This is a genomic window from Amycolatopsis roodepoortensis (assembly GCF_024628825.1).
GTDB classification, from domain to species: Bacteria; Actinomycetota; Actinomycetes; order Mycobacteriales; family Pseudonocardiaceae; genus Amycolatopsis; species Amycolatopsis roodepoortensis.
Genome location: NZ_CP102415.1, coordinates 6,318,783 through 6,332,520 on the forward strand (window position 1 = coordinate 6,318,783; position 13,738 = coordinate 6,332,520).

A 13,738-nucleotide genomic window follows, 5' to 3' on the forward strand; every position below is an offset into this window, starting at 1 on the left:
CCATGTCCGATGACCCGAAGCTCGTCGAGTACTTCAAGCGGGTGACGGCGGAGCTGTACGAGACCAAGAAGCGGTTGAACCGCCTTGAAAACGCCGAGGCCGACCCGGTGGTGATCGTGGGCGCCGGCTGCCGGTTCCCGGGCGGGGTCGAATCGGTCGAACAGCTGTGGGAGGTGTTCGCCGAGGGACGGGACCTGATCTCGGAGTTCCCCGCCGATCGAGGCTGGAACCTGGCGGAGATCTACGATCCCGACCCCGAGGCGCCGGGGAAGTCGTATGTCCGCCACGGTGGGTTCATCGAATCGGCGACGGAGTTCGACGCGGGATTCTTCGGCGTCTCGCCGCGGGAAGCGCTGGTGATGGACCCACAGCACCGGCTGTTGCTGGAGGTCTCCTGGCACGCGCTCGAGTCCGCCGGGGTCGATCCGGCGCGGCTTCGCGGCAGCCGGACCGGGGTGTTCACCGGGCTGGTCGGGGGCGATTACGCCTCCCGGGTGGAGGAGGTGCCGGTCGATCTGGTCGGGCAGGTCTCGATCGCCAACGCGGCCAGTGTCGCCTCCGGGCGGGTGTCGTATCTCTTCGGTTTCGAGGGCCCGGCGATCACCCTGGACACGGCGTGTTCGTCCTCGCTCGTGGCGATGCACCTGGCCGCCCGGTCGCTGCGGAACGGCGAATGCGACCTCGCGCTCGCCGGTGGCGCGACCCTCATCCCGAGCCCGATCCGGTTCATCGAGTTCTCCCAGCAGCGCGGCCTCGCACCCGATGGCCGGTGCAAACCGTTCGCCGCCGCCGCGGACGGCACCGCCTGGGCGGAAGGCGCCGGGATCGTCGTCCTGGAGAAGCTCTCCGACGCGCGGCGCAACGGGCACCGGGTGCTCGCCGTGCTCAAGGGGTCGGCGGTCAACCAGGACGGGGCCTCCAACGGTCTCACCGCGCCGAGCGGGCGGGCGCAGCAACGGGTGATCACCGACGCGCTCGCCGACGCCGGACTGTCCACACAGGACGTCGACGTGCTCGAAGCCCACGGCACGGGCACGAAACTGGGCGATCCGATCGAGGCACAGGCGCTGCAGGCCACCTACGGGAAGGGTCGTGCCGAGCCGGTGCTCGTCGGTTCGGCCAAGGCCAACGTCGGGCACACCCAGGCCGCCGCCGGGATCGCCGGCGTGCTCAAGATGCTCATGGCGATGCGTCACGGTCTCGTGCCCCCGTTGCCGCATCTCGACCGGCCAACGCCGCACGTCGACTGGGAAGGCGGTGGGATCGGCCTGACCACCGAAACCGTTCCCTGGCCGGAGACCGGCCGTCCCCGCCGCGCCGCGGTCTCGTCGTTCGGGATGAGCGGAACGAACGCGCATCTCATTCTCGAACAGGGCGAGTCACCGGAGGAGGCCGGAGCCGGCGCTCCTCCGCCGTTGCTGCCGTGGGCGGTTTCCGCGGCCACGGCGGCCGGGGTCGCGGTCCAGGCGAAGAAGCTGCTCGACGAACTCGGTGACGCGGACCCGGCCGACGTCGCGTGTTCGCTCGCCACGACGCGAACCCATCACCGGCACCGCGCGGTAGTGCTGGGCGCCGATCGCGAGGAACTCGTCTCCGGCCTTTCGGCGCTCGCCTCTGGGGAACCGTCGCCGTTCGTGGTCGAAGGCACCGCGATCCCGGACGCCGGTGTGGTGTTCGTCTGCCCGGGCCAGGGCGCCCAATGGCAAGGCATGGCGGTGGGCCTGCTCGACGCTTCACCGGTGTTCGCCGATCAGATCGTCGAGTGCGAGAAGGCGTTGACGCCGTTCGTCGACTGGTCCCTGGTCGACGTCCTGCGCCAGGCCGAGGGCGCGCCGTCACTCGATCGCGTCGACGTCGTCCAGCCCGTGCTGGCGGCCGTGATGATCTCGCTCGCCCGGCTCTGGCGGCAGCACGGTGTGGAGCCGTCCGCCGTCGCCGGTCACTCGCAGGGCGAGATCCCGGCGGCCTGGATCGCCGGTGGCCTGAGTCTTTCCGACGCCATGCGCGTGGCCGCGCTGCGCAGCCGTGCGCTGACGGCGCTGTCGGGAACCGGCGGGATGGTCTCGGTCGCTCTCGGCGCCGAAGCGACGGCCGAACTGATCGACGGCGAAGCGGGCGGGCTCACCGTCGCCGCGGTGAACGGCGCACTGTCCACAGTGGTCTCCGGTACCCCGGGCGCGCTGACGGAGCTGCTCGAAAAGTGCGGGGAGCGAGGCGTGCGGGCGCGTCGCGTCCCGGTTGACTACGCGTCGCATTCGGATCATGTCGAGCGGATCAGGGACACCGTCCTGCGCGAACTGGCGCCGCTGGTGCCCGCCGACCCGGTGCTGCCGTTCGTCTCCGGCCGGACGGGCCGGTGGCTCGACGGCGAACCGCTGGACGCCGGGTACTGGTACCGAGGCCTGCGGGAAACGGTCCGGTTCGACGAGGTGACCACCGCGCTGCTGCGCGACGGTCACCGGGTGCTGCTGGAGGTGAGCCCGCATCCGGTGCTCGCCGGCGCGATGCGCGAGACCCTGGACGCGAGCGGCGCGACCGCCTCCGTGCTCGGGACGCTGCAACGTGGCGAAGGCGGTCCGGACCGCTTCCTGCGCGCCCTCGCCGAAGCCCACGTCGCCGGGGTCGAGGTGGACTGGCGGGTCGTTTTCGAGGGCAGCGGGGCGAGCCGGGTGGATCTGCCGCCCTACCGGTTCCAGCGCGACCGGTACTGGCTCGATCCGGTCCTGCCCGAGTTCGGGGACGGCACGGCCGGGGAGGAGCACGCCGAACCGGACACCGACCTGGCCGCGCTGTCGCCGGAGGAGCGGCGGGAACGGCTGGTCCGGCTGGTCCGCGGACATGTCGCCGCGGTGCTGAAGTACCCGCGGGGGCGTGAGGTCCCGCTGGACGACACCTTCCGCGACCTCGGTTTCGAATCGCTCACCGCCGTGGAGTTGCGCAACCGGCTCGCGGCCGCGACCGGCGTCGACCTCCAGCTGACCGACGTGCTCAACTACCCGACGGTCGAGGAGCTGGCGGAGTTCCTGTCGGACGAGGTGCCCGAGAGCGGATCCACTGTGTCCACATCGGACGAATCCGATTCGGACAGTCTGGTTTCGCTTTACCTGCGAGGGGTCGGGCAGGGACGGCCGCACGACGCGATGGGCCTGGCCAGGATGGCCGGACTGCTGCGGGCTTCGTTCGACGAAGAGACGGACACGGCGGCCCTGGTGGGGATCTCGCGGCTGGCCGTCGGTTCGGGCGGCCCCGCGCTGGTCTGCGCGGTGCCGCCGGTCTCGCCGATCACCGACGCCGCGTATTCGTTCATCGCTCCCGCGATGCAGCGGCCCCGTGACATGTGGACGATGTGGCCGCCGGGGTTCACCGACGGCCAGCCGCTGCCGCCCGACCTGCCCAGCCTGTTCGAAGCGCAGCGCCGCGCGCTCGACGAACATGTCGGCACCGGGCCGCTGGTGCTGGTCGGTTACTCGGCGGGCGGCTGGGTCGCGCGGGCCTTCGCGGAGTATCTGGAGGCGGAGGGCCGCCCCGCCGACGCCGTCGTGCTCGTGGACATCTACCTGCCCGCTTCGGACCGCAACGAGGTACGCGGGCGGTTCATGCAGGAACAGGCCGGGCGGCAGGAACTCTTCGGTGGCGGGAAAACCGGTTCGATGGCGAGCCAGCTCGGCGCGATGGGCCGGTACGTCACGCTGTTCGACACCTGGGAGCCGGTCCCGATCCGCACGCCGACCCTGCATCTGCGGGCCGCGGAATCCCTGCCGGGGCTGCCGGCCTTCACCGCGGACGACCAGTTCCCGGACGCGCTCGGCGCGCGGACCGTCGATCTGCCCGGCAACCACTACACGCTGCTCACCGAGCACGCGGACGCGGCGGCGGCCGCGCTGCACGACTGGCTGACGGAGCTCTTCGGGGATCGCTGACGAACGGCCGAAAGGGCCCTTCACCGCATGGGATGCGGTGAAGGGCCCTTTCGTGGCGTGAGACGCGGGGAAAGTCCCCTTCGGCTCAGGCGGCGTCGCGCAGCCGGCCCCGGTCCACCTTCCCGGAAGGCGTTTCGGGAAGGGCGTCGACGAACCGGATGTCGCGCGGGTACTTGTACGGCGCCAGCCGTTCCCGCACGTACCGCTGCAATTCGGCCGCTTCGACAGGGTCGGATACGACCACGTACGCGCGGCTTCGGGTGAGCCCGCCGTCCTCGTAGCCGACGACGGCGCACGCTTCGACCGCCGGATGCGTCGCGAGACAGTTCTCGATCTCGACCGGGGCCACCCACACCCCGCCGACCTTGAGCAGGTCGTCGGCCCGTCCCCGGTAGTGGAAGTACCCGTCCTCGTCGCGGGTGAACAAGTCACCCGACCGGACGGTGTGCTCGGCGGGGAAGGTGGCCGCCGACTTCTCCGGCGACCGGTAATAGCCGAGCGCCACCGGCTCGCCGGACACCTCCAGCACGCCGACCTCGCCGTCGGGCAGGGCCTTCCCGCCGTCGTCGACGACCCGCGCCCGGTAGCCGGGCACGACCTTGCCGAGAGTGCCGACCCGGGATTCGCCCGGCCGGTTGGTGATGTAGCCGTGATAGGCCTCCGAAGAGCCGATGCCGTCGATGACCTCGACCCCGAAGGTGTCCAGCCACCGCCGGTGCAGATCGGGCGGCAGATGCTCGCCCGCCGAGGTGACGAACCGCAGGCTGCTCAGATCCTTGCCGCCGGCGCCGGGATGCTCGAGCATCGCCTTCATCATGGTGGGCACGTTGACCAGGATCGTCGGGCGGTACCGCTCGACGAGGTCGAAGATCGTGTCCGCGGTGGACCGTTCCGGGAACAGGATCCCGGTCCCGCCGACCCCGAGCGGGAAGAGCGCCACGAGATCCCTCGCGTAACCGAAGAACAGCTTCGGCACCGGCAGCACGACGTCGTCCTCGCGGATGCCGAGCGCCATGCGCGCGTACCACTGGAAGCTCAGCCACGGGCTGCGGGCGGTGAGCCGGCAGGCCTTCGGTTTCCCCGTGCTCCCACTGGTGAGTTTCCAGATCGCCTCGTCGTCGCCGTCGACGTGCACGGCGTCCAGCACCGGGGGCAGCTTCGCCACGAGCGTCTCGAAATGGTGTTCCCCCGGCGCGAGTTCGCCCGGCTCCGCGCCGACGACGACGATCTCCCGCGCCCCGGCCTCCCGCAGCTTCGGTGCCGTGCCGACGTCGGCGACCACCACCTTCGGCTTCAGGTAGTCCAGGTAGTAGCGGTAATCGCCGGTGCCGAGGAAGTTGTACACCTCGACGGTGACGGCGCCGATCCGCTGCGCCGCGAACCAGGTCGCCACGTACTCCACCCCGTCGCGCAAGGCGATCAGGACCCGGTCGCCCCGGCCCGCCCCGAGCGCGCGCAGGGCGTTGCCCGCCCGGTTCACCTGTGCCCGGAGTTCGTCGTAGCTCGTCGGGCCGTCCTGGGTGAGCAGAGCCGTCCGTCGCCCGTCCTGCCCGTCGAGGAAGCGTTCGGCGACGTTGAAGCTCTGGTCGGAGCCGGTCAGGGACATCGTTTCTCTACTCCCTCGGTCGGATCAGCGGGTACCCATCGATGCGAATAGAACTCGAAGTCGATCGCCTGCCCGTCGAGCGCTGCGTGTACCTCGGCGACGGCCGCCCTCGCCGCCGCCCGCACCGAGGGGACGGCGCAGCCGATGGCGAGTTCGTGCAGGGTCAGGTACGTGTCGATCAGCGCGTGCCGGTGTTCGGCGCTGAGTTCACCGGTCGCGTTCGTCATGGAATCTCGCCGCCTTCGCCTCGAATCGGGGGAGCTCGCCCGGTGCGGCGAGCCGGACTTCCGGTTGCAGTCCGATCAGTCGTTTGACCGCGTCGCGGACTCCGGCGGCGAGGGCCGCCTGGTCGGCGCCGGGGCGGGGCTCGATCCGCAGCACCATCTTGTCGAGGCCGCCGTCCGTGCGGAGCACCGTCTGGAACTCCGCCACCGCGTCGAAACCGCGCACGACGTCCTCGACGAGGACCGGGGTCACCGAGATCCCGCGGATCTTGCGCATGTCGTCGCTGCGGCCGAGGATCCCGCCGTCGTAGAAGTCCCAGGTGCGACCGCACGGGCAGTCGTGCCAAGGGCGTTTCACCACGACGTCGTCCGTCCAGTAGCGGAAGACCTGGATCCCTTCCCGGCCGAGACCGGTCATCACGCGCACGCCGCGTTCCCCGTAACCGGCGGGGCGGCCGGTCCCGGGATCGAGCACCTCTTCGACGACACCGGGTTCGATGATGTGGCAGGCGCCGGGCCGGGACGGGCATTCGAACATGAAGACCGTGCCGAGTTCGGTCATCCCGGCGAAATCGAACACCCGCGCGCCGAACCCCTCGGTCAGCGTGCGGGTCGTGGCCGCGGAGCGCGGTTCCGCGCCGGTCACGATGATCCGGAGCTTGCTATCGGTCGCCAGATCGATGCCCAGCTCGGCGGCGGTTTCCAGCAGCCGCATCGCGTAGGTGGGGGTGGAGCCGAGCACCTCGATCCCCTGGTCGACGATCAACCGGACGCGGGTGACGGAATCCATCGAGCCGGTGGGCACGATGGTGCAGCCCATCCTGGACAGCGCGTCCTGCATTCCCCAGAACCCCATGAACAGGCCGTATCCGAAGGCCACACAGCCTTTCTGGCCGGGGCGGACGCCCGCGGCGTGCAAGGCGGCGCACCACATGTCGACGCCCCACGCCCAGTCCCGCGCGGTGTCGAAGGTGCGCAGTGGTGTGTGGCCGCTGGTGCCGCTGGTCTGATGGAACCGGACGCCCGCCACGGGATCGGTGGACGGCAGGATGCCGAACGGCGGGTCGACGGCTTCGGCCGCGACGAGATCCTTCTTGTACAGCAGGGGAACCCGCTCTTGGAAGTCGGCGAGCGATTCGAGGCCGTCCGGGATCCGCGTCGCCCAGAACTTCGAGTTGGTCCTGGCGTGTGCCAAGGCCTTCCGCAGCTTCACCCACTGCCACGCGGCCAGCCGGTCCCGCGACATGGTCTCGGTGGCGGGCTGCCAGAACGTGGTCTCCGGGGTGCTCATTCCGTCTCCTCCGTGTTCAGGACGACCAGGTCGGCGCGGGCGGAAGCGACCGTCGTGTCGGCCTCGTCGACCGTCGTCAGCCCGTCGTCGGCGATCACCACGACGCCGGCGGTGTTGCGGATCAGGTCGGAGACCTGGACGACCCGCCCGGCGGACAGCGGATCCGCCTCCGCGGCCGAGAGCAGCAGACCGTCCACTCCGGACTCCTTGAGCGAAGCGGCCAGCGCGATCACCGCCTCCAGCCCGTCCCCGGTGTAGGTCTCCTCGTCCAGGCCGAACGCGGCCACGACCGGGAGCGAGGCACTCGCTTCGCGAAGCTCGGCGGCGGGCGGCACGGTCGCGGTGAGCCGGTCCCCGAGGTCGAGCACCAGCAGCCGGTAGCCCAGTTCGGCCGCGGTCGCGGACAGCCCGGCGTCCGCGGCGGCGAGCCGGACCGCCGCCGGGACGGGACCCACCGGTGCGGGCGGGATCCCCGCTGTCCCGTCGACGAGGATCAGCCCCGCGCCGGGTTCACCGGTGGTCGTCACGATCCGGTTCGCGAGTTCGAGCGGCCCCAGGCTCAGCGGCGTGAACGCGGGCGACGGCGACGGCCGCACTCGTTCCCCGGTCGCCCGCGTGTGGAACCACTCGTTGAACTCGGCCGCGAACGGCGGGTCCAGCCGGGCGATGTCGTCGTGGGAGATCCGCCACGACCTGGCGAGCAGCTGATAGGCGAACTGGACCGGCTCGAAGCCGAGATAGCGGTGCGCGTGGTCGAAATGGCGTTCCGAGCGGAGGGACGCCTTCTGGAACTGCTCGACCCTGGGTCGCCGGGTCTTCTCGTACATCGCGAGCGCTTCGGAGATCCGGCCGGGCTGCTCCTTGAGCTCACCGGCGAGCGCGATGGCGTCTTCCAGCGCCAGCCGGGTGCCGGAGCCGATGGACCAGTGCGCGGTGTGCGCCGCGTCCCCGATCAGCACGACGTCGTCGGTGTGCCAGTTCTCGCATTCGAGGAGCCGGAACCGCGACCATTCCGAGTCACGCGGCAGGATCGGCTTGCCGTCGAGGTGCTCCGCGAACACGGTCTCGCAGAACCGGAGGGATTCCGCCAAGTCCATTTCGGACAGTCCGGACCGCTGCCAGATATCGTCCGAGACGTAGAGGATCAGCGAGCACCAGCCCTGGCCCGAGGGATAGAAGTAGCCCTGGAAGAGGCCCCATTCCGTCTCGGCGAAGGCGTAGGTGAAATAGGGCAGCGGAAGTTCGACACCGAACCAGCCGAAATGGAACTTCGACGGGGTGAACGCGGGCCGGAAGGTTTCGGCGAGTTCGGACCGGATCACGGAGCCGACGCCGTCCGCGCCGACCACGAGATCGGCCTCGCCGTGCTCGGCGATGGACCGGGTCCGGTGTCCGAAGTGGAGCTTCACGCCGAGACGGCGGGCGTCGCGGCGCAGCACGGTCTGCACCTGATTGCGGGGGATGCCGTGGAAACGGTTGCCTTCCACCCGGCGGACCGTGCCGCGGTACCGGATCTCGACGGGGGTCCAGGTGGTCCCGGCCGAGACGATCTCTTCGTGGATGTCCGGCGCGATCGCGCCGAGTTCGGCCAGCGCGCCGTCGGGGAACACCAGCCCCCAGCCCGCCGAGGCGTCCTCGGCGTTGCGTTCGAAGACGTTCACCTCGTCCGCGATCCCTTGCCGCTTCAGCAGAGTGGAGAGGAAGAGACCGCCAGGCCCCGCCCCGATGATGTCGACTCGCATCACGCCCTCGATTCGGTGCTCGTCCGGACGGTCGCCGCCTTCCAGCGCGTGACCGCGTCGCGTACTCGGTCGAGCGGCGCGCCGCCCGTGGCGCCGAGCACGCGGTAGAGCTCGCTTCCGATGACCACTCCGGCCGCGTGCCGCGCCACCGCGCGGACGCCGGCCTCGTCACGAAGACCGAATCCGGCGAGGAAAGGCCGCCCCGCGCCACCGGCCGCCGCCTCGGTCAGCCGTCCCGCCTCGGCCGGGGTGAGCGGATCGCCGGTCCGGGCGGCGAGGGAACGGTAGGTCAGCACGTCGGCTTCGGCCTCCAGCCGGGCGGCCCGGGCGGGTTCCGTCGACGAGGTGATCAGGGGAATCGCGCTGAGCCCCCGGTCGAGGACCCGGCCGATGGACGGCGCGTTCGACGGATCGGTCAGCACCAGTCCGTCCAGGCCCGCGGCGGCCGCCTCGGCCAGCAGCGGGGAGACGCCGAGATCGGCGGTCGTGGCCGGGTACACCAGTTGCAGCAGCGGGGTTTCCGGCAGCGCCGCGCGCAGCTTCCCGACCATCTCCCACGAGCGGACGGCCGGGAGGTCGCCCACCCGCTCGAAGGAGCGCGCCACTTCGGCTCCGCGTGGCCGAGTGCCTTCGGTGGGGACGCCGAGTTCCAGGACGTCGGCGCCCGCTTCGACCACCGCCCTGGCGAGTGCCTCGAACGGGACGATCGGATCACCGACGGTCAGGTAGACCACCAGGAGCGCCTCGTCCCGTGACCGGCTTTCGCGGAACCGCTCGCCTACGTGGGGCATCGGACGGTTCCCGCTCGCAGCCGCCTCGCCAGCCCGGCGGGGTCGGGGCTCTGCGCCAGCGCCGTGCCCACCAGTACGGCGTCCGCTCCGGCGGCCACGGCCCGGACGACGTCTTCGGGGGTGTGGAACGCGCTCTCGGAGATGACCCGGACCTCCGGCGGGATGGCCGAAAGCAGTGATTCGGTCCGGCTCACCGTGCCGGTGTCGAGTTCCAGCGCGACGATGTCCCGGTTGTTCACGGCGATGGTCTTCGCGCCGAGTTCCAGCGCCCGCGCCACGTGCTCGGGCTCATGCGCCCCGACGACCACTTCCAGGCCGAGGCGTTCCGACCGGGCGATCATGCGCTCCAGCAGCCCGGGCTCGACGACGGTGTTGACCGAAAGCTGCACCGCGTCGAAACCGGCGTCCGCCGATTCGTCCACCTGCTCGATGGCGTTGAAGAACTCCTTGCGCATCAACGGAAGCGGGCACAGAGCGCGAATACGCGCGGCCAGTTCGATCCCGCCGCCGAAGTGCACCGGGTCCGTCGGCGTCGACACCGCCTCGACCCCGCCCGCGACCAGTTCGGCGAGGTAGCCCTCCAATTCCTCAGGGCGTAGCAGCAGCCCGTCGCGTGGCGAGACGAACTTGACGTCGGCCATCAACGCGGCCCGGCCGTCCAGGCGCGCGTTGTCGAGAACCTCCTGCAAACTCCGACCGTCCACCTGGTCCCTCCTGATCACGAGCAACTCGGAAATCGTCGCATCGGCCGCGGTACCGGATCTTCTCGCTGATTGCCGGATTCACCGCGGGCCGGCGATGGCGCTGGAAAGCTTCGCCCAGGCGCGCAGCAGGGATTCCGCCGCGCCGGAATCGATCGCGTGCTCCGCGTCGGCGAGCCGACGCCGGATATCGGTGGCCAGCGACTCGCCGAAACCGTGATGGGCGGCCAAGGCCGCGGCCGCGTTGAGCAGCACGGCGTCCCGGACGGGACCTCGCTTGCCGCCCAAGGTCTCCAGCGCGATCGCCGCGTTCTCCGCGGGACCGCCGCCACGCAACGCGCCGGACGCGGAAAGCGGGATCCCCACCGAAGAGGGATCGAACTCGTGCCGTCGCACCGTTCCCCCGGAGGCGATCCAGACCTGACTCGTGGTCGTCGTGGTGAACTCGTCGAGCCCGTCGTCGCCGCGGACGACCAGGGCGCGTGTCCCGCGCCGGGCGAAGGCCTCGGCGAGTGTCTTCGTCTGCCCGGCGAAGGCGCAGCCGACGAGGGCGGCGTCCGGTCGAGCCGGATTCGACAGCGGGCCCAGCAGGTTGAACGTGGTCGGAACGGCGAGTTCGCGGCGTGCCGGGCCGATGTGCCGGAGGCCCGGATAGAACGACGGCCCGAAGCAGAATCCGATGCCGAGCTCGGCGAGGCACCGTTCCACCCCGTCCGGCGGCAGATCGACCGCGACGCCCAGCGCCTCCAGCACGTCCGCCGAACCGGAGGACGACGACGCGCTCCGGTTGCCGACCTTCGCCACGTCCGCGCCGGTCGCGGCGACGACGATCGCCGCCATGGTGGAGATGTTCACCGAGCCGGAACCGTCACCGCCGGTACCGACGATGTCCACCGCCGGACGGCTCAGGCGCACCGGGGGCGCGTGGGACACGGTCCGTTCCGCCAGCGCCGCGACCTCGGCCGCCGTTTCGCCCTTCGCGCGCAGGGCGACCGCGAAACCGGCGAGGCGGACGGGGGTGACGTCGCCGGCCATCACCGCGTCGATCACCCACGCGGCGTCCGAAGTGGACAGATCGGTCCCGTCGAGCAGCCGCTTGGTGAGCTCCGTGAAGTCCCGTCCGGCCGTCGTCATCGCGCCACCCTGGCCTCGATGAGGGAAGAACGGGACGAGCCGGTGACGCGACAGATCTCGAAACCCGCGCCGCCGAGCAGTTCCCGCCAGTGGGTCTCGGTCCGTTCCCGGCCGCCGAGCAGCACGAGCATGTGCAGATCGAGCAGCTTCGCCGGATGGGGTTCGGCGCCGTCGGGGACGACCTGCTCCAGGATCAGCAGCCGCGAGCCGGGTGTCATGGCCTCCGCGACCCGCCGCAGGATCCGGGTCGCGTCGGCGTCGTCCCAGTCGTGCAGGATCTGCGCGAGCACGTACACGTCCCCGCCGGGCGGGACGCGCTCGAAGAAGTCGCCGCCGATCGCCCGGCGGCGGCCGGACGTCGTCGTCGGCCCGACGACGTGCGGCTGGTCGAAGACGGTGCCACGCAGACGCGGATGGCGGGCGAGCAGCCCGTCGACGAGCGTGCCGTTGCCGCCTCCGACGTCGACCACGCTTCCGACGCCGCTCCAGTCCCATTCGTGGAGCGGCAGCATCCGCAAGGTGACCAGGCCCGCCTGTGCCCGGTCGAAGGCCGCCGCCTCGGCCGGGCGCTCGCCGTGCCAGTCGAACATCGGCTTGCCGAACACCTTGTCGAAACCGGCCTCGCCGGTGCGCAGGCTGTGTTCCGCCGCGGACCAGGCCTGGTACGCCTCGTTGTCCATCAGCGTCGCCAGATGTCTCAGCGAGCCGGGGGTTTCCTCACGCAGCAGCGAACCGAGCCCGGTGACGGCGAAGGTGCCTCTCGGCTCCTCGGTGAAGAGACCTTCGGCGACGAGCACCCGGAGGAACCGGGTCAGCGCGTCGCGATCGACCCCGGCCTTGGCCGCGATGACCTCGACCGGGAGCGCGTCGTCGCCGAGGTGCTCGACGACGTCCGCCCGGGTCACCGCGAAGATCGCCTGCGAAACGATGTAACCCATGATCTTCCGCCGCAGCAGGCTGTTCGCTTCGTCGTTGTCAAGCAATGCGGACACCTCCGTCCTGTTCGCCGGTGCCGGGATGGAGTACGGGGAACAGCGGCTGATCGGCCGCGATCCGGAGGTAGTCCGCCCCGCTGGTGCCCCCGGTGCCCGGCACCTGGCCGATGATCTTCAGCGTGATGCCCCAGTGGGTTCTCTTCATGCCGCGCCAGGCGTCGTCGAGGTTTCGCATCGCCGCCGCCAGCGCGGTCGCGGCGGGTCCGTCGGGCATGGCTGTGAAGACCTCTTGCAGGGAAACGCCTTCCACGGAGAGCGGTGGTGCCTGCGGATTCGGGGGGATCGGCGCCCCGCGCAGTTCGATCTCGCGGTAGGCCCTGGACTGGATCGCGCTGCGGCCACTCGTGTTCGCGCGGATCTCGGCGAAGCTTTCCCGCGGCATGGTCGTCAGCACGCGATAGAGCAGCGTGGTCGCGGCGACCTTGTCCGCCGCTTCGGTGACCTCGCCGATCGCGGCCGCCGGTTCCCCACCATCCACAAAGGACACCGCGCGCTCGAGACCGCGTGCGATCCTGCGGTAGAGCAGCTCGAAGACCTGCACGCTGCGGATGAACATGACCTCGTCGTGCCTGTTCGTGGTCGGCAGCATGGCGATCCGCACCGCGTGCCGCACCGGCTCCGCGACCCGGGTGAGCACCGCGTCCGCCGCCGCGAGTTCCCGGTCGCCCCACGCGGTACCGCTCGATGGGATGGAGCGGAGCAGATCCTCCGCGAGCGGAGCGATCTCCCCCGCCCTGACGAGCGCGCGGAACGTGGCCTGGGTCCGCGCCCGCTGCTTGGCCGCGTTCGGGTTCGCCCGCAGCCCGGTCGCTTCGAACCGCAGGAGATCGGCCAGCAGCGCGACGATCAAGCCGTCGAGCCCGGCGTCGATCCGGTCCGGCCCGTCCGCGCCGGCGAGTTCCTCCAGGAGCGGGATCGCGGCGTAGGAGTCGTAGTTCCCGTCCTCGTGGTCGAAGGTGCCGGGCAGCCAGTTCGCCAGGATCCGGTCGTGGACCGTGCGCGGCGGGGGGAGCGATCCGGCGAGGACACGGAGTCTCTCGATCAGGTCCGGATCGGCCTGGTTGCGGCCGACCGCCTGGAAATGCCCGAGCACGGCCTCGAAGGGGAATCCCGAGGTTCCCTCCGCCGCCGGCCCGGAGGTCCGCGCGGACCAACGGTCGAGGAGTTCGACGGCGAGCCGGGGTGAGCGTCTCCAGGAGCCCGCGCCGACGGCCCGGAGGCTGAGCCTGCCGACCCCGGTCGTCGTGGGCGGAGCGGCTACCGAGCCGGCCGGGGTGTCCTTCTGCGGTGTCATAAGTGCTTTCCCTCATCAGGTCCGGAATCGACGGCAGGGT

The 13,738-nt window shown here is 70.9% G+C and carries 10 protein-coding genes; 1 reads left to right on the forward strand and 9 read right to left on the reverse strand.

Annotated features, from left to right (window positions below):
• Window positions 1–2 precede the first annotated feature (2 nt).
• Window positions 3–3,920 carry a type I polyketide synthase gene (locus tag NQK81_RS30200; RefSeq protein ID WP_257484190.1) on the forward strand — a complete coding sequence of 1,306 codons (3,918 nt, stop codon included), beginning with the start codon at window positions 3–5 and terminating at the stop codon, window positions 3,918–3,920.
• Window positions 3,921–4,005: 85 nt separating this feature from the next.
• Here NQK81_RS30200 and NQK81_RS30205 read toward each other — a convergent pair whose 3' ends face one another.
• The 9 genes from NQK81_RS30205 to NQK81_RS30245 all read right to left on the reverse strand — a co-directional run bounded on the left by NQK81_RS30205 (window position 4,006) and on the right by NQK81_RS30245 (window position 13,698).
• Complete coding sequence (locus NQK81_RS30205; RefSeq protein WP_257484191.1) at window positions 4,006–5,526, reverse strand: benzoate-CoA ligase family protein; 1,521 nt, start codon at window positions 5,524–5,526, stop codon at window positions 4,006–4,008.
• The gene (locus tag NQK81_RS30210; RefSeq protein ID WP_257484192.1) at window positions 5,517–5,753 is read right to left on the reverse strand and encodes a DUF6052 family protein; all 237 of its coding nucleotides are present in this window, start codon (window positions 5,751–5,753) and stop codon (window positions 5,517–5,519) included. Before NQK81_RS30210 ends, NQK81_RS30205 begins: the two co-directional genes overlap by 10 nt.
• Window positions 5,734–7,041, reverse strand: a complete 1,308-nt coding sequence (locus NQK81_RS30215; protein ID WP_257484193.1) for a phenylacetate--CoA ligase family protein — start codon at window positions 7,039–7,041, stop codon at window positions 5,734–5,736. Before NQK81_RS30215 ends, NQK81_RS30210 begins: the two co-directional genes overlap by 20 nt.
• A complete protein-coding gene (locus tag NQK81_RS30220) occupies window positions 7,038–8,783 on the reverse strand; it encodes an FAD-dependent monooxygenase (protein ID WP_257484194.1) in 1,746 nt (581 codons plus the stop codon). The genes NQK81_RS30215 and NQK81_RS30220 overlap by 4 nt, the downstream gene beginning before the upstream one ends.
• Entirely contained in the window at window positions 8,783–9,574 is a 792-nt protein-coding gene (locus NQK81_RS30225) for a tryptophan synthase subunit alpha (protein WP_257484195.1), read from the reverse strand. Before NQK81_RS30225 ends, NQK81_RS30220 begins: the two co-directional genes overlap by 1 nt.
• Entirely contained in the window at window positions 9,562–10,278 is a 717-nt protein-coding gene (locus NQK81_RS30230) for an indole-3-glycerol-phosphate synthase (RefSeq protein ID WP_257484196.1), read from the reverse strand. The genes NQK81_RS30225 and NQK81_RS30230 overlap by 13 nt, the downstream gene beginning before the upstream one ends.
• Window positions 10,279–10,356: 78 nt before the next feature.
• Window positions 10,357–11,409, reverse strand: a complete 1,053-nt coding sequence (gene trpD, locus NQK81_RS30235; protein WP_257484197.1) for an anthranilate phosphoribosyltransferase — start codon at window positions 11,407–11,409, stop codon at window positions 10,357–10,359.
• On the reverse strand, window positions 11,406–12,401 hold the full coding sequence (locus NQK81_RS30240; RefSeq protein WP_257484198.1) for a methyltransferase: 996 nt from the start codon (window positions 12,399–12,401) through the stop codon (window positions 11,406–11,408). Before NQK81_RS30240 ends, trpD begins: the two co-directional genes overlap by 4 nt.
• The gene (locus tag NQK81_RS30245) at window positions 12,385–13,698 is read right to left on the reverse strand and encodes a tryptophan 2,3-dioxygenase (RefSeq protein WP_257484199.1); all 1,314 of its coding nucleotides are present in this window, start codon (window positions 13,696–13,698) and stop codon (window positions 12,385–12,387) included. Before NQK81_RS30245 ends, NQK81_RS30240 begins: the two co-directional genes overlap by 17 nt.
• Window positions 13,699–13,738 lie beyond the last annotated feature (40 nt).